Annotated in this window: 14 protein-coding genes; 2 read left to right on the forward strand and 12 right to left on the reverse strand. The window is 32.9% G+C overall.

From position 1 onward, the window contains the following. Window positions 1-195: 195 nt before the first annotated feature. The 3 genes from FOF46_RS25425 to FOF46_RS25435 form a co-directional block, all read right to left on the reverse strand. Window positions 196-822 carry a carbonic anhydrase family protein gene (locus FOF46_RS25425; protein ID WP_109436111.1) on the reverse strand — a complete coding sequence of 209 codons (627 nt, stop codon included), beginning with the start codon at window positions 820-822 and terminating at the stop codon, window positions 196-198. A 28-nt stretch (window positions 823-850) separates the two neighbouring features. Further along, window positions 851-2,431 (reverse strand): SulP family inorganic anion transporter, encoded by a 1,581-nt coding sequence (locus FOF46_RS25430; protein ID WP_143918418.1) that lies wholly within the window; start codon window positions 2,429-2,431, stop codon window positions 851-853. 148 nt (window positions 2,432-2,579) lie between these two features. Next, window positions 2,580-2,903, reverse strand: coding sequence for a hypothetical protein (locus tag FOF46_RS25435; protein WP_109436112.1), 324 nt, complete (start codon window positions 2,901-2,903; stop codon window positions 2,580-2,582). Between the two features lie 285 nt (window positions 2,904-3,188). Here FOF46_RS25435 and FOF46_RS25440 point away from each other — a divergent pair, with 285 nt between their 5' ends. Further along, window positions 3,189-5,813: a beta-mannosidase gene (locus FOF46_RS25440; protein WP_244299763.1), complete on the forward strand. Its 2,625-nt coding sequence runs from the start codon at window positions 3,189-3,191 to the stop codon at window positions 5,811-5,813. A gap of 96 nt (window positions 5,814-5,909) precedes the next feature. Beyond that, a complete protein-coding gene (locus FOF46_RS25445) occupies window positions 5,910-6,311 on the forward strand; it encodes a hypothetical protein (protein ID WP_143918408.1) in 402 nt (133 codons plus the stop codon). A gap of 50 nt (window positions 6,312-6,361) precedes the next feature. Here FOF46_RS25445 and FOF46_RS25450 read toward each other — a convergent pair whose 3' ends face one another. The 9 genes from FOF46_RS25450 to FOF46_RS25490 all read right to left on the reverse strand — a co-directional run bounded on the left by FOF46_RS25450 (window position 6,362) and on the right by FOF46_RS25490 (window position 16,034). Beyond that, window positions 6,362-6,664: a DUF1330 domain-containing protein gene (locus FOF46_RS25450; protein ID WP_143918409.1), complete on the reverse strand. Its 303-nt coding sequence runs from the start codon at window positions 6,662-6,664 to the stop codon at window positions 6,362-6,364. 118 nt (window positions 6,665-6,782) lie between these two features. After that, window positions 6,783-7,532 (reverse strand): tetratricopeptide repeat protein, encoded by a 750-nt coding sequence (locus FOF46_RS25455; RefSeq protein WP_109436446.1) that lies wholly within the window; start codon window positions 7,530-7,532, stop codon window positions 6,783-6,785. Window positions 7,533-7,544: 12 nt separating this feature from the next. After that, entirely contained in the window at window positions 7,545-9,314 is a 1,770-nt protein-coding gene (locus FOF46_RS25460; RefSeq protein WP_109436116.1) for a BatD family protein, read from the reverse strand. A 45-nt stretch (window positions 9,315-9,359) separates the two neighbouring features. After that, window positions 9,360-10,262 (reverse strand): tetratricopeptide repeat protein, encoded by a 903-nt coding sequence (locus FOF46_RS25465; RefSeq protein WP_143918410.1) that lies wholly within the window; start codon window positions 10,260-10,262, stop codon window positions 9,360-9,362. A 6-nt stretch (window positions 10,263-10,268) separates the two neighbouring features. After that, a complete protein-coding gene (locus FOF46_RS25470) occupies window positions 10,269-11,303 on the reverse strand; it encodes a vWA domain-containing protein (RefSeq protein ID WP_109436118.1) in 1,035 nt (344 codons plus the stop codon). Window positions 11,304-11,380: 77 nt separating this feature from the next. Next, the gene (locus tag FOF46_RS25475) at window positions 11,381-12,385 is read right to left on the reverse strand and encodes a vWA domain-containing protein (protein ID WP_143918411.1); all 1,005 of its coding nucleotides are present in this window, start codon (window positions 12,383-12,385) and stop codon (window positions 11,381-11,383) included. A gap of 2 nt (window positions 12,386-12,387) precedes the next feature. Beyond that, window positions 12,388-14,052, reverse strand: coding sequence for an LPXTG cell wall anchor domain-containing protein (locus FOF46_RS25480; protein WP_160114146.1), 1,665 nt, complete (start codon window positions 14,050-14,052; stop codon window positions 12,388-12,390). Between the two features lie 44 nt (window positions 14,053-14,096). Beyond that, complete coding sequence (locus FOF46_RS25485; RefSeq protein WP_109436121.1) at window positions 14,097-14,963, reverse strand: DUF58 domain-containing protein; 867 nt, start codon at window positions 14,961-14,963, stop codon at window positions 14,097-14,099. Between the two features lie 69 nt (window positions 14,964-15,032). After that, complete coding sequence (locus FOF46_RS25490; RefSeq protein ID WP_109436122.1) at window positions 15,033-16,034, reverse strand: AAA family ATPase; 1,002 nt, start codon at window positions 16,032-16,034, stop codon at window positions 15,033-15,035. Window positions 16,035-16,111: the final 77 nt, after the last annotated feature.

The raw sequence follows: 16,111 nt of genomic DNA on the forward strand, positions 1-16,111 counted from the left end.
TTCAACTTGGGCAACTATTGCCAATTTAAAGCCTAAATTGTAATCTCGTTGTGTACGCTTCTTCCTTGGTTGTTCTGAATGTTTCATAAATAAGTCAATTTTGTGTCAACTTATTTTAGGACAAGACACAAATATAAAAAAAGTCAATGCATAAAGCATTGACTTTTTTTGATAAAACTTTAAGATTTGTTGTTCTTAGAAAAAGGTGACTTTTCCGTTGCTTATATCATACATTCCACCTACGATTAATATTTCTCCATTATCTTCCATGTCTCTAAGTACTTCGCTTTCTTTTCTAATATTGTCAATAGTCATATGAACATTTTTTACTGCTACTTCATTTACAAAATCAATATTCTTAGATGTTCTTAATGAAGTGTCTTCTGGTTCTACAACTGCTTTAACTGCTGGTTTAATTTTACTGATTAGTGCAGTTAGATTACCTAGTTTTGCATCATCACATGCTCCTTTTACAGCTCCACATGCAGTATGCCCCAAAACCAACACTAATTTGGTTCCTGCTAATTTACAGGCAAATTCCATACTCCCCAAAATATCCTCATTTACAAAATTTCCTGCAACTCTTGCACTAAAAATATCTCCAATCCCTTGATCAAAAATTAATTCTGAAGATACTCTGGAATCAATACAGCTTAAAATTGTGGCAAATGGAAACTGACCGCTTTTGGTGTCTGCTACTTGTTCTAACAAGTCTCGGTCAGATTTCATTTTTTTCTGAAATCTTAAGTTTCCTTCTTTAAGCAATTCTATCGCTCCTTTTGGAGTTACCATTGCTTGTGTTTCTTTAGTATATGCTTTCATGAATATAAAAATTTACGTTTGATTTGATTTAAACTGATTTTGGCCTAAGGTTAAAAAACTGGATATAACTATCAGGGTTTTCAACAGTACCTCGCTCAGAAATTAGCTTTATATCAATATGTTTATTCTTTGCTTTTTCAGAAAAATCCTCCAAAATTTCAATAATATCATTATCCAAATATCTTGTTTTCCTTACATCAAGAGTAAGATAAGTGTCTTCTGGTAATTGATCCAGTTCTTTTAAGATTGCTCCTTTATTAAAAAAAGTAACCTCTTCTGCTAGAGTCATAACAATTTTATGTTTTCCATTACTCTTATCTTCAATGTGCAAGAAATGCGAATTTTGATAACTTTTAATTAAAATTACTACAATTCCAACCATTAATCCAAGTCCAATTCCCATCAAAAGATCTGTAAATACAATCCCTATTACAGTAACAGTAAAAGGTAAAAATTGCTTCCAGCCCAGTGCAAACATCTTTTTAAACAATGACGGCTTTGCCAATTTATATCCTACAACAAGTAATACAGAAGCCAAAACCGAAAGAGGAATCATATTAAGCAACCTAGGTATTAAAATTACTGAAATGAGTAATAAAAACCCATGAATGATTGCAGACATTTTAGATTTTCCCCCGGATTGAATATTTGCAGAACTACGAACAATTACCTGAGTAATAGGTAATCCTCCTATCATTCCTGAAATAATGTTTCCAGTTCCTTGTGCCAGTAATTCTCTATTGGTAGGTGTCACATTTTTATCCGGATCAAGCTTATCGGTAGCCTCAACGCACAATAATGTTTCTAAACTTGCCACTAAAGCTATGGTAAATGCAGTAATCCAAATGTTTGGCTGAAAAATCACTTCAAAGTTAGGAAAGCTAAATTGACCCAAAAATGACGATACATCTTCGGGTATTGGAACACTAACCAAATGATTTGAAGAGATTCCCAGACCAGAACTATCTTTAGTTAAAACATAAAAAATAATACCTACGGCTACTGCAACCAATGGTCCTTGTACCAATTGAAAAATCCTGGCTTTTTTGACTAACACTTTATCCCATAATATGAGTATCCCTAAACCTAAGGCAGCTACTAATGTAGCACCTGGACTAATAAAGTTAAAAGAATTAATTATTTCTGAAAATGTATTCTCACCATCTATCTGGAAAAATGAGAAATCTCCTTCGGGATCAGAATCATAACCAAAAAAATGAGGAATTTGCTTTAAGATTATAATAATACCAATACCAGTAAGCATTCCTTTAATTACCGAAGAAGGAAAGTAATATCCAATAATCCCTGCTCTTAATAACCCAAATACCAATTGTATTATCCCTCCCAATACGACAGCCACTAAAAAGTTTTCATATCCACCTAATTCACCTATTGATGCAAGTACAATCGCTGCCAATCCAGCAGCAGGTCCACTAACACCTATTTTGGAACCACTTAAGGCTCCCACAACAATCCCTCCAATGATTCCGGCTATCAAACCAGAAAAAAGAGGAGCTCCACTAGCTAACGCAATACCCAAACATAATGGTAACGCTACAAAAAATACTACAATACTTGCTGGTAGATCATTTTTTAAATTCTTAAAAATGTTCATATTTATATAAATTAATTGCTCTTGTTAATCAAAATGATTAAAAAAAACTTGAGTAAAATTGATTTGATGTCATTTAAAACTGAAAAGACGTATCCCTATAATCGAAAAGCTCGATTTTAAACATATAAGTGATCGTAAATTACTATGAATATTTAGGTGGAGGTGTCTTATGTTCTAGATATACCAAAGAATTCAAAATATAAAACTCTGGATATTGTTTTATAAATAAATCTACCAAAGTAGCTTCTTTATCATCATAAAACTGCGAAATTTTGTCTTTTTCTTTGTGATCATCCTTCTCAGAGCTTTCCTTCTCTTTTTGTTCTGAATTATCACTCTCTTCAAGCACCACAGAAGTTTTATCTTCACAAGTGTAGAAATTGAATAATCCAACACTGTAATTGGTCATACTTAAAAGAAAACCAAAAACAATTAAAATTTTAGCTATTTGAAGTTTAGTTGTCACTATACAAAATTTTAAAATACTAAAATAACAGTATTACTTTCAAAAGTTGTTAAATGAATTGTAAAATTATTTAACAAATCTAGAACTCTATCGCACAAAATAGAGAAAAAGGAATGTATAAATAAATCATATGATTCTCGTTACAAAACAAATGTATTTTTGTAGTTGATTATGGTTTTAGAAATCAAACCAAAAAGGAATGAATAGAAAACTAATTGCAAAATAGTATTAAGCCATAATTATAAGTATCTTTTTGCGCACAACAGATTATATGAAACTCGCTATATGAAAAAATATACGCTAAACTCAAGAGTAATACTCTCTACTATGATATTAATTTCTGTATGGGGATGCGGAATCGATTCTTCTGTTTCTGTAATTGAATTAAATAAAAATTGGAATTTCAAATCATCCACCGATACTCAATGGAATACTGCCAGTGTTCCCGGGACAGTGCATACTGACCTTATCACTCTTGGTAAAATAGAAGATCCCTATTACCGATTAAACGAGCACAATCTACAATGGATAGATAAAGAAAATTGGGAATATCAAAGCAATTTTAAACTTTCTAAAAACGATCTTGATAAACAACATATAGAATTAGAGTTTTTAGGTCTTGATACATATAGCAAAATATATCTTAATGACTCTTTATTACTCCAAACAGATAATATGTTTAGAACATATACTAAAGATGTAAAATCACTATTAAAAATTGGAGATAATAAACTACATATTCTTTTCGATTCTCCTATAAAAAAAGGAATTAAAAAATATGATGCTTTACCCTATAAAATCCCAGTATCAGATAATGATTTGTCAAAAATAGGAAAGGTCGAAGATGAAAAACAAGTAAGTATATTTACTCGAAAGGCAGGTTATCACTTTGGATGGGATTGGGGTCCACGCCTAGTGACTTCAGGTATATGGAAACCAATAAAGCTAAAAAGTTGGAACCATCATAAAATCGAAGATTTGTTTATACAACAAAATAGTATCGATGAAAAAGCAATGTTAACTGCCAAAATTGAAGTAGATGCAGATCTCGAAAACAAAAAAACTAAAGTTGAAATTTTTGTAAACCAAGAACTTATAAAAATCGTTGACACTCAAATCGCTAATGGAAAAAATAATCTTGAAATTCCTTTTGAAATAGAAAACCCAAAATTGTGGTGGCCTAACGGGATGGGAGCACAAGTTTTATATGATGTAGAAGTAAAAATAACCGCCGGTTCTTATATAGATACAAAATCACATAAGATTGGATTAAGGACTATTGAATTGGTTCGTGAGCCTGACGCCGTAGGTTCTTCCTTTTATTTTAAAGTAAACGGTCATCCTGTATTTATGAAAGGCGCTAATTACATCCCTCAAGATGTATTTTTAACCAGAGCCAAAAAAGAAAATTACATCCATATTTTATCATCAGCCAAAGAAGCGAATATGAATATGTTACGCGTATGGGGAGGTGGTATTTATGAAAACGATGAATTCTATGAATTATGTGACGAAATGGGACTCTTGGTTTGGCAAGATTTTATGTTTGCTTGTGCGATGTTTCCTGGAGATTCATCTTTTTTAGACAATGTTAAACAGGAAGCCATAGACAATGTAAAAAGACTAAGGAATCATACTTCTATAGCGTTATGGTGCGGAAATAATGAAATTCTTTCTGCCTGGGAAAACTGGGGTTGGAAAAATAAAGTAATTGAAGAACAATCAAAAGAAGTTGCTGATACCATTTGGAAAGCATATGATGATATATTTCATAATGTTCTTCCAGAAGTAGTTAATATGTATGATAACAATCGCGCATATTGGCCATCTTCTCCCGGTAGTGATTTTGGAGAAAAAGAATCTTTTGAAAAAGGAGATGCGCATTATTGGAAAGTTTGGTGGGGTAAGGAACCTTTTGATAATTATAATACTGCGGTTCCTCGTTTTATGTCTGAATATGGTTTTCAATCCTTTCCCGAATTAACAACAGTAGAAAAGTATACACTTCCAGAAGATCATGATGTATATTCTGACGTGATGAAATCTCATCAAAGATCAAGTATCGGAAATGAAACTATAGAAGAATATATGCTTAGACATTATAAGAAACCCAAAGATTTTGCAAGTTTCTTATATGTTAGTCAACTATTACAAGCTCATGGGATAAAAGTGGGAATCGAAGCGCATAGAAGAAACAGAGATCGATGCATGGGAAGTCTTTACTGGCAAATTAATGACTGTTGGCCAGTAGCATCATGGTCAAGTATCGATTACTACGGAAAATGGAAAGCATTGCATTATACTGCCAAAAAATCTTTCCAAAACATATTAATTAGCTATGAAAATAAAAAAGATACTATAAATGTATTTGTTGTTTCTGACTCCTTAAAAAGTGTTCCTGCACTATTGAATATACGTTTACTGGATTTTGACGGGAATCAAATCAAAGAATGGAAGAAACAGCTTACTATTGATGAAAATCAATCTAAAAAATATCTGACAATATTAAAAAATGATTTTCTAAAAGAAACACCTCATAACAATTTAGTATTGCATACCGAATTATTAATTAATGAGCGTATTTTATCTGAAAACACATTATATCTATCTCCCTATAAATCACTTGATTTTCCAGATCCTAATCTAAGTTATTCTATTACACAAGAAAAAGACCATTTTAAAATACTGCTCAAAACCCAAAAAATAGCAAAAGATGTTTTTCTTTCTTCGGATTCTAATGCCAACTTCTCTGATAATTATTTTGATATGCTTCCCAATACCGAGAAGAGGATACATATTAAGAAAAGTGATCTAGAAACTCTTGAGTCTTTTAAAAATACCTTTAAAGTAATGACGCTGATCGATAGTTATAAAAGAATAAACCATGATAATAATATAGCGACCCACTAACGACTATTTTATTTAAATTAATAACCCATAGTTCTTTTTTATTTTTTTTAGTAGGGTATTTTTAGCATCATTTGTTTTAGGAAAAAGAAATATATTATGAAGACTATGCTTATTTGTGTTTTTGCTTTCTTTAGTTTTTTATCTAGTATTGCTCAAAACACTAATACCAATAATGGTTTTGGAAATTTCAAAAACAATGTTTACCAAAACAAAAACTTTACGAATTTTGTTAATGCTAACCATTATAATACTACCAATTATACTTTTGGTTCATCAACAGGTTTTTATATGCACCATGATGACTACTTTCCTCCCGTATTAAGTCAGCAAATAACATCTAACATCTTAGTAGGATTCGATACTAATGTAGCATGTTTAAACCCTGCAGCTTCTATCATGTTGAGTTCGGGTAGTCAAAACACAGCCTATCAATTTTCAACAACCGAAATAGTAGTTGGAAGTGTTATTCAGGTATTAGAAATATTAAGTTGTTTTTAGATTCTAAACTGATTTACTAATAGTGCTTTCCATAAAAACAGCTAATGTAATTATACTTTCATCCCTTTAATGAGAAAACTTGATCGAATGGATTCTTCTTTAAGGTGTAAAAAATCTTTTCTTCGTTCATCTTTGGCAAAATTCACAAAGTCAGATTCAGATTCAAATGACAAGAAATGAATTTCATATGGTAATTCATCTTCGTGAGAAATAAAAGATTCTTTAGTCGGCCTGAGTCGATAAACTAATTTCCCTTTATAATCCTTCAATAACGGGATTGCTAACTCTTCAAATTGATGAAAAACCTCTTCTTTTCCGTCTTTTACAAAAATCATCATTGTCAAATAAATCATATTTTAAGTCGATTTAAATCTTTTCCTTAGTTGAATACAGAAGCACACCAACTAGCAAGCGCAAGCAAAATAGTAATTTATCTTTATCTAGAGCAAGTATAAGGGTTTTGAAAGGTCTTTATAATTCTTTTAAATCTGTTGCAGGTATCCATCCGATTTTTCCATCGGCCAGTTTAATTTTTTTCCAATCATTCACTGTCTCGGTGACCTGTACCTTGGTTCCTTCGTGAAGCTCAAAAACTTCCTCACTTCTTAAATTTGGTTCACTTTTGATCGTAGTTTCCTGAGCAAAAATAATGGCAAATTGATTGTTTTTATTAAAATTATACTGTTTAAAGGCAAAAAAGACTGCAAATAGACTAAAGACTAACAATAACCATGAACTCGCAAAGAATAATCGTTTTTTGGAAGATATATGAGTGGTATAGTACAAGATGAATAAAATTACAAACAAGACAACGCAAATTACAGAAAACCATGCCCATCGATCGAAGCTAAACATATTAGTAAACTTCTTAATTATTTTCGAAATAAAACCCTCAGGAATTATATCTATAGCATCTATGGTTGCTTTTTGCGCAAACGCAAGATTGTTCTTAATATCATCATCATTAGGCTTTAATTTTAGTGCTTTTTCATAATAAAAAATACTAAACCCAATATTACTTAATTTATAATGGGCATTACCCAGATTATAATATAGAGAGGCTGATTCCTGACCAGTATCCAAAATTGTTTTATACGCATCGATTGCCTCTTGATACTTCTCTTGATTATATAGTGAGTTACCTCTCTGAAAGGCCTCTTCATCCTGAGCAAGCCCAGATGTAATGATTAAAAAAATTAGTATTTCGACTATCCTTTTCATCTTCATGCCTGTTTATAATTGTTTATCTATGGTTGCAATTACTCTAGAAGCCTTATCATAATCTTGTTGCATTGCCGAGGTAGAGGATGGCGTATATCTAGCAAACTCACAACTTTCCAGTAATGCAATAAATTCTATAGTAATGGTATCTTCTACACCACGTTCTTTGAGCAATCGTTGTATACGTTCTTTACTCATTTCACTGGTCTGTATATGTAATTTTGCTTTTAGATAGTTATGTAATGCCCGTTCCATAGCAATATAAAACTCCTTTTGATTCCCCAAATTCTTTCTAGCTTCTGAAAGGTATTTACGAGCCAGTTTATCTGCTTTACGAACCCTGTTTCCGCTTACATCACTTAGTCTTTCTTGTCTCTTTTTTCCAAAGAAAAGAAATAAAGGAATAGCTAATAATGGAGCAGTTAATGATAACCAGTACGCGGTAGATTTAAAAAAGTATTCTTTTTTAATAGGTTGAAGGTTTGCATTTAATTTTAGAAATCTAAACTGGCTTCCTGTTTGGGTTACAAGTTTTTTATTTGTGCTACCTTCTGACTCAGAAGTAACCACAGTATTTCCTCCATCCGGGCCATTTTTTACACTAATTACGATTTCATCTGATGAAATTCGTTTATAGGTTTCTGTTTTAAGATCGAAATAAGAAAATGAAATTGAAGGTATCGGATATTTACCTTTATACTGAGGTACCAAAGTATAGGTATCTGATATATCACCTGCCATCCCAGTTAGATTGGTACGAACTCTTTCATTATGCTGAGGTTCATATTGTTCTAATCCATTAGGTACATTAAGTTTTGGCAAATCAAAAAGCTTTAGATTCCCATTTCCTGAAACCGATACTTTAGCATCTAATGATTCTGTAGCATCTAATTCTTTTTTATTCGTTGTTACCTTAAAGTTAAATGATCCAACTGCTCCAGAAAAATCATCTGGTTTTCCTTGTGTTGGTAATGATTTTACATTAATTGTTCTATTTCCTGCTGCAACAGTTTTATTCACTGTGGTATACAATCTACCTCCAAAAATATCTCTTCTCTTTGTTGGTACATCTACAGAAACTGTTAAAGTAAGAGGTTCTATGTTTAATTTACCTGTCTTTTGAGGATATAACACTGTTTTACGCAGGATTACATATCGATATGGTTCTCCTTTATATTCTCCGTTTTCGATTTTAAGCTGTTTCATATCGATAGCTTGACTCCAAAAATCACTATACTTTGGGCTATCTAACTCTCTCCAGTTACTCACACTAATTCTTGGACTAACATATAGTTTATATACCACTGTTATTGCCTCGTTAAGATATGGATTTGCTTTAGACACCTCTGCAATAAGATGTAAATTCTCACTGGCAACAAAGTCTGTGTCATTACCGTCTTTGGGTTTATCTACCGCACCAGTTACCTCAATTTTTAAGGGCAAGGTTTTATACGTTTGCCCATCTATTTCTATAGTTGCCTGCTTTATAGTAAAGCTCCCTCTACGCGTAGGTTCAAGAAAATAACTAAACGTTTTGGCATATGATCTTTTACCATTAATCCAAGAATTACTAATTGATTGATTAGGTCCACCCACCACTGTAAAACCAGAAAAAGAAGGAGGTGTAAAATTATCTCCATCTTTATTCATTTCAAAATCCACTCGTAACCTTTCATTTACACCCAACTTTTTCTTGCTTACTTTCGCCTCAAATTTTACCTGGCCCAAAGCAAGATGCATTGTGCTTAGAAATAGCGTTAGAAAAATTAGTTTTAACTTCATTTTTTACTTGTTTCTTCTCTGGCCAAAAAGGCCTTTTCTATATTTTTACCAATCTTTATCTGTTCTGGTCTTTGCTCCTTTTACTTTCTTTGCATTGATCTTGTCCTGCACCTTCTTTTCCTGATTATTCATGGCTTCTAGCAAGCTCTTAACACGTTCTGGTGATAACTGTCCTTGAGGGCGTGGTTGTGCTTGCTCATCCTTTGGTTTTCCTTGCTCATCTTTTTGATCTTCTCCCTTATCCTTTTTATCATCCTTAGGTTCACCTTTTTCATCTTTCTCTTTATCACCTTCATTTTCTTTTTCCTCATCACCTTTGTCACCTTTGTCCTTTTTGTCATCCTTAGGATCTCCCTTTTCATCTTTGTCCTTTTCTCCTTCATCACCTTTCTCGTCCTTTTTATCGTCTCCTTCTTTTTTATCTTTATTATCGTCCTTCTTGTCTTTGTCTTTATCTTTATTTTTGTCCTTATTCTTCTCGTCTTCTTTCTGTTGCTGCTCCAACATTTTCTTTGCTAACGCAAGATTATATCTAGTTTCATCATCTTTTGGATTGCTTCTCAGTGCATTTTTATACGCTTCTACTGCTTCTTTATATTTTTTCTGCTCCATATAGGTGTTCCCCTGATTATGGAATGCTTTGTGCTTCTCTGATTTGGCCGTTGCCACCTTCGCCGCTTCTGTATAACGTACAGTCGCTTCATCATATTTTTCTGAAGTATAATATGCATTTGCCAGATTATACTTTGCAGTAGGATCTACTGGGTTTTTAGCAATGGCTTTTCTATACTCTCCTTCTGCTTCAGGAAAATTACCATCATTTACCAACACTTTATTACCCGTAGCAATAAACTGATTTGCTTCATTAATAGTTTTTTCACGGTTTTCTTCCTGAGAAAAAATTATCCCAAACTGAAAACATAATATAATACTTAAAACCTTCTTCATAACTCACTATTGTTCGTTGAACAGATTTAATTTTTTAACCCAAGATGTCTTTCTTTCTAATAAGAAAATATCTAAAAACAATAATAACAACCCTGCTCCCAGAAACCACTGAAATTGATCTTTAAAATCTGCAAATTGTTTGGCTTCGAATTCTTTTTTGTCCATGTTTTGAAGAATTTCGGTCACCTCTTCTACAACTTGCTTTGTATTTCTACCCTCAATATATACACCATTTGCCTCATTAGCAATTTCTTGCAATGTTGTTTTATTTAGCTTGGTTATCACAGTAGCTCCTTCACTATTTTTCTTATAGCTTTGCACAATACTATTCCGTTTTATAGGAATTGGCCCTCCTTTTTCAGATCCCACACCAATGGTGAAAATCTTAATACCTTCTTTGGCTGCTTCTTCTGCTATGACTTTTACATTACCCTGATGATCCTCCCCATCACTTACAATAAACAACACTCTATTGGTTTGTTCTTCGTCGTTATAATACGTCTTTGCTAACTCTATGGCTTCATAAATAGCAGTTCCCTGAGAAGAAAGCATATCGGTATTCATCGATTGTAAAAACATCTTACCAGCAGCATAATCTGTTGTAATTGGTAATTGAGGAAATGCACTTGCAGCATACGCAATAATACCGATACGATCACTCGCCAAATTATTAATAATCTGAGTTACCAATTGTTTTGATTTCTCTAACCTGTTAGGAGCAATATCCTCTGCTAACATACTTTTTGACACATCCAGTGCAAAAACAACATCCACTCCTTCTCTTTTTACTGTTTCTAATTTGGTACCTACCTTTGGATTGACCAAAGCAATAATCATACATACCAAAGCCAGACTAATCACTATTATCTTTAAAACAGACTTGAAAGTAGATTGATTTGGACTTAGTTTTTTAAGCAATGCTAAATCTGCAAACCTTTTCTGTGTTGTTTTTTTCCACACTAAAACACCTAAAAACAAAATAATTAGTACCGGAACACCCAGTAATAACCATAAATATATTTTCTCTTCTAATAAATACATATTCTTTATACTAAATCTGCACTTTAAAACAAGTACACTTCAACAAGCTCAGTGCGAAAGCTTAATGTAACCAAACATTAGATAAAACTTCTAAACACTGTATATCGAAGTAAAAACTCTATAAAAACCAGAAACCCAGCCAGCAAAACAAGCGACCTAAATTTTTCTTCATAATTATAAAATTTGAACTCTTCTATATCTGTCTTTTCTAATTTATCAATTTCTTCGTAAATCTGTTCTAACTTTTTGTTATTTGTTGCTCTAAAATATTTACCTCCTGTAGCCTTGGCAATTTCTTTTAATAAATCTTCATCAATTTCTACCTGTACTCTCCCATATTGAAAAGATCCATTGGGTAACATTGCAACCGGTGCAAGAGCCATCCCATTGGTACCAATACCAATCGTATAAGTTTTTATTCCATATTCTACTGCTAATTCTGAAGCAATTTTAGGATCTATAAAACCTGCATTATTAGAACCATCGGTAAGTAAAATAATTACTTTACTTTTAGCTTTACTATCTTTTAATCTATTCACAGAGGTTGCTAACCCCATTCCTATTGCTGTACCATTTTCTAAAACATTATCATATTTTACATCTTTCATACTACTTAGCACAATGGATTTGTCGCTAGTAATCGGTGTTTTAGTAAAGCTTTCTCCTGCATAGACTACCAACCCTATACGATCATTAGGCCTATCTTTTATAAATTCTGCTGCTACCTCTTTGAGCGCTTCTAATCGGTTTGGTCTAAGATCTTTTGCAAGCATACTTGCCGATACATCAATAGACATTACAATATCAATACCTTTGGTTGTTTTGGTTTTTGTAGACACGTCTACCGTTCTGGGTCTGGCCAAAGCAGTAATGATTAGTGACAACGCAATTAATCGAATTACAAATAACAATGGTTTAAACTTAGTCAACCAACTTCCTGAAGTTTTAAACCCTTTAATACTTGAAATTTTTAACGCTGCCTGTTGCTTATTTCGTTTCCAAACATACCATGCTATTGCCAGCGGAAGTAATAAAAACAACCAAAAAAACTGTGGATTCTCGAATGTAAAATTTTCAAACATCGTTATTTGGCATTTCTAAGTTCAACAGAATTAATAATTCGTTCGGCAACATCTTTTGCATAGCGATCTTCAATATCATATACCAAAGTGATCTGCTGGAATCCTCCATTTTCTGCAAAATTCAACATCAGATAATCATTTTTTTGTTTCTTTTTGGTTACAGGGTTTACTATTTCCAGGCTTCCGAATACTTTCACTCCTTTTGCTCCACCCAAAGTCTCATACTCTTCGTCCTTTACAGAAATGTTCTTAGCTCCTAAGGCTTCAAAACTACCTACTACTCCTTCTACCACTTTATCTAATTTTACTTCTGTAGGCTGGTTATATTGAATTGTAGTTACTACAACATAAAAGTTTCCTATTAAACTTCCATATATAAAAGTTTCGTTTCCTTTAAGAATTTGCTTTTGCTCATCAGACATTTGATATGCATTACGAATAAGCACTTTTGGTGTTGTAATTGTAACAGGAGGAGCACCGTATCCACTTGTAATCCATTCACTCTCTGCTAATTCTTTTGTAGGGTGACCAACTAATGTATCTTTAACTACATCATAACCTTTAACCAATATAAAAATGAGTAGTGTTATGGCTACCACAGCTACTCCTCCTAAACTCCCGAAAATAATTTTCTTCTTGCGTTTTCTTTCAGCAACTGCTTTTCTATATTCTTCATCTGCTAATAGCTCCTCTTCTGTTGGTTCTGGTATTGCACTCTTTGTTTTATGAATTACCTGTTCGATAACATTACGATCTGCTTTTGCGGTAATCACATCAGGTTTGGATTTGGCAAATTTTGCCATATCAGCAGTTTTTAAAACATTCTTAAGGTCTTCAACTGTATTTTTGTCCAAATTAAGACTACCCGATTTAATCTCTTCATCAAGTCGAGCTATCAATTCATCGGTAGTACTTTCCATTGCATGGTCATACACTTCTTCATCTATATATTTACGAGCAGTATCACTTAACTGCGAATAATATTCTTTATGCGAATCTTTTTCTAACAAATGAGACTCATCAATTCTCTGAAGTGCCAATATTGCTCTTTCATAGGCAGGTAACTCATCTTCTTTATTTGCTGCACGTTTTTTTCTTCTAAACACAAAAAAAGCAATCACTCCTAATAGAAGTAATGGAATACCGATCCATAAAAGCCATTTCTTCCAATTAAAAGTAAACTTAGCATCTACATCTACCAGAGGTTTAATTTCGTACATTTTTTGCTTGGTTGTATCTACCAAAACATCCCGAACTTCTACTTTAAGAGAGTCTGTAAAGAAAACCTGATCTCCTACCATTACTTTTTGTCTCGGTATGGTATAGTGACCAGAATCGAATTGAGTTAATCCATATTCTTTAACCAGGTTAAATCGTTTTCCATTTCTGGAAGTATCTATTTTTTGAGATTCGATTACTTCGAGTGGTGTAAAAGTTTGCCCTTCTGGGAAAACAACAATTTGAGTTGAGTCTACTTCAACCTGCATTCTATATCGAATCTCGTCTCCAATATCTATTGTGGTAGAATCGATCGTTGCTGAAACCTGTGCGCTCCCCTTAAACCCTATAATCAGGAAGAAAAATACTAGAAAAAACTTTCCTACCTCATTTTTGTTCGCACACAACCATGGTCGTGACGCACTAAAAAGCGGAATAGAAAATCTCATATGTATACTTCTTAATTTATAATTCGTCATTCTTAAAATCTGCCTTATCCTCTTCTTTTAAAATATCCTAATAATTTTTTTACATAGCTTTCATCGATTCTACTGCTTAGTGAACCAGCTCCGCTTCTAGTAAAGCTATCTTTAAAATAATCAACTCTCTCATGATAATATTTACTATAATTTGTACGCGTCTTTTTTGAACTTGTATTCACTAATAGAAGTTCTCCTGTTTCTTCATCTTCTACCTGTACAATTCCTAGGTTTGGAATTTCTTCTTCTCTTCTATCATACACACGTATTCCTGTTACGTCATGTTTTCCTCCAACAATCTTTAATGTTTGTTGATAATCTTCTGTCATAAAATCCGAAAGAATAAAGACAATCGCCTTTTTCTTCATCACATTCGACAAGAACTTTAGTGCATTGGTAATATTCGTCTTTTTGCTTTTGGGTTCGAATTCTAATAATTCTCTAATAATGCGCAATACATGAGACCTACCTTTTTTGGGAGGAATAAATAATTCTATTTCATCTGTAAATAAAATCAGGCCAATCTTATCGTTATTCTGAGTTGCAGAAAAAGCTAAAGTAGCTGCAATCTCGGTAATAATTCCTTTTTTAAATTGCTCTTGAGTACCAAACAATTGGGATCCCGAAACATCTACCATTAACATCATTGTAAGTTCTCGCTCTTCCTCAAAAATCTTTATATAGGGCTCATTATACCTAGCGGTTACATTCCAATCAATATTACGAACATCATCTCCAAATTGATACTGGCGCACTTCACTAAAAGTCATACCTCGCCCTTTGAAAGTAGAATGATATTCTCCTCCAAAGATATGATCACTCAGACGACGTGTCTTGATCTCAATTTTTCGAACTTTTTTTAATAACTCCTTGGTATCCATTGTCTTGATTTACGATTTATGATAAAGTGATTTATGATTCGAAAATCATAATTCTAAAATCCAAAATCTCTATGGTACTTCAATTTCATTTACAATTTTATTAATGATATCTTCAGAAGTTACATTTTCTGCTTCTGCTTCATAAGTAATACCAATACGATGACGAAGTACATCATGAATAATTGCACGTACATCTTCTGGTATTACATATCCTCTTCGTTTTATAAACGCATAACATTTTGCTGCAGTAGCCAAATTAATACTACCACGAGGAGAAGCTCCAAAGTTGATTAAAGGTTTTAATTCTTCTAGTCCATATTTCTCTGGATAACGAGTAGCAAAAATAATATCAAGGATATACTTTTCTATTTTTTCATCCATGTATACTTCTCTCACTGCTTTCTGTGCAGTAAGAATCTGTTCTATCGAAACTACTGCATTTACCTGCTCAAAAGATCCTTTTAGATTTGCTCGGACAATAAGTTGTTCTTCGTCTAATTTTGGATAATCAATTACCGTTTTTAACATAAAACGGTCAACTTGTGCTTCTGGTAATGGATATGTACCTTCTTGTTCTACCGGGTTCTGAGTTGCCATTACCAAAAATGGTTTATCCAAGGTAAACGTCTCATCACCAATAGTTACTTGTTTCTCCTGCATCGCTTCCAGCAAAGCACTCTGTACTTTTGCAGGAGCTCGGTTAATTTCATCTGCTAATACGAAGTTTGCAAAAATAGGTCCTTTTTTGATCGAGAAATCATTCTCTTTCATATTAAAAATTAAAGTCCCTGTTACATCTGCCGGCAATAAATCTGGTGTAAACTGAATACGACTAAAACTACCATGAACAGCTTTTGACAGGGTATTAATTGCTAATGTTTTTGCTAACCCCGGAACACCTTCTAATAAGATATGTCCCTGACCCAATAATCCAATTAGTAATCGCTCGACCATATGTTTTTGACCTACAATTACCTTGTTTATCTCTAAGGTTAGTAAATCCACGAAAGCAGATTCTTTTTCTATTTTCTGATTGATTGAAGCAATATCAATAGCACTATTCTCTTCCATCTATTTTATTTTTTTAAAGGCGTGAATTTAATACTCATAATCCAACATTGCAAATTGTAGAAATAATTTTCGCACTC

Source organism: Aquimarina algiphila (assembly GCF_007489275.1).
GTDB classification, from domain to species: domain Bacteria; phylum Bacteroidota; class Bacteroidia; order Flavobacteriales; family Flavobacteriaceae; genus Aquimarina; species Aquimarina algiphila.

What these genes read in the sequence shown, in the direction of transcription:
- FOF46_RS25425 (WP_109436111.1), bottom strand. Translation starts at nt 822, where the DNA reads ATGAAAGCATATACTAAAGAAACACAAGCAATGGTAACTCCAAAAGGA.
- FOF46_RS25440 (WP_244299763.1), top strand. Translation starts at nt 3,189, where the DNA reads ATGAAAAAATATACGCTAAACTCAAGAGTAATACTCTCTACTATGATA.
- FOF46_RS25445 (WP_143918408.1), top strand. Translation starts at nt 5,910, where the DNA reads ATGAAGACTATGCTTATTTGTGTTTTTGCTTTCTTTAGTTTTTTATCT.
- FOF46_RS25450 (WP_143918409.1), bottom strand. Translation starts at nt 6,664, where the DNA reads ATGATTTATTTGACAATGATGATTTTTGTAAAAGACGGAAAAGAAGAG.
- FOF46_RS25455 (WP_109436446.1), bottom strand. Translation starts at nt 7,532, where the DNA reads ATGAAAAGGATAGTCGAAATACTAATTTTTTTAATCATTACATCTGGG.
- FOF46_RS25460 (WP_109436116.1), bottom strand. Translation starts at nt 9,314, where the DNA reads ATGAAGTTAAAACTAATTTTTCTAACGCTATTTCTAAGCACAATGCAT.
- FOF46_RS25465 (WP_143918410.1), bottom strand. Translation starts at nt 10,262, where the DNA reads ATGAAGAAGGTTTTAAGTATTATATTATGTTTTCAGTTTGGGATAATT.
- FOF46_RS25470 (WP_109436118.1), bottom strand. Translation starts at nt 11,303, where the DNA reads ATGTATTTATTAGAAGAGAAAATATATTTATGGTTATTACTGGGTGTT.
- FOF46_RS25475 (WP_143918411.1), bottom strand. Translation starts at nt 12,385, where the DNA reads ATGTTTGAAAATTTTACATTCGAGAATCCACAGTTTTTTTGGTTGTTT.
- FOF46_RS25480 (WP_160114146.1), bottom strand. Translation starts at nt 14,052, where the DNA reads ATGAGATTTTCTATTCCGCTTTTTAGTGCGTCACGACCATGGTTGTGT.
- FOF46_RS25485 (WP_109436121.1), bottom strand. Translation starts at nt 14,963, where the DNA reads ATGGATACCAAGGAGTTATTAAAAAAAGTTCGAAAAATTGAGATCAAG.
- FOF46_RS25490 (WP_109436122.1), bottom strand. Translation starts at nt 16,034, where the DNA reads ATGGAAGAGAATAGTGCTATTGATATTGCTTCAATCAATCAGAAAATA.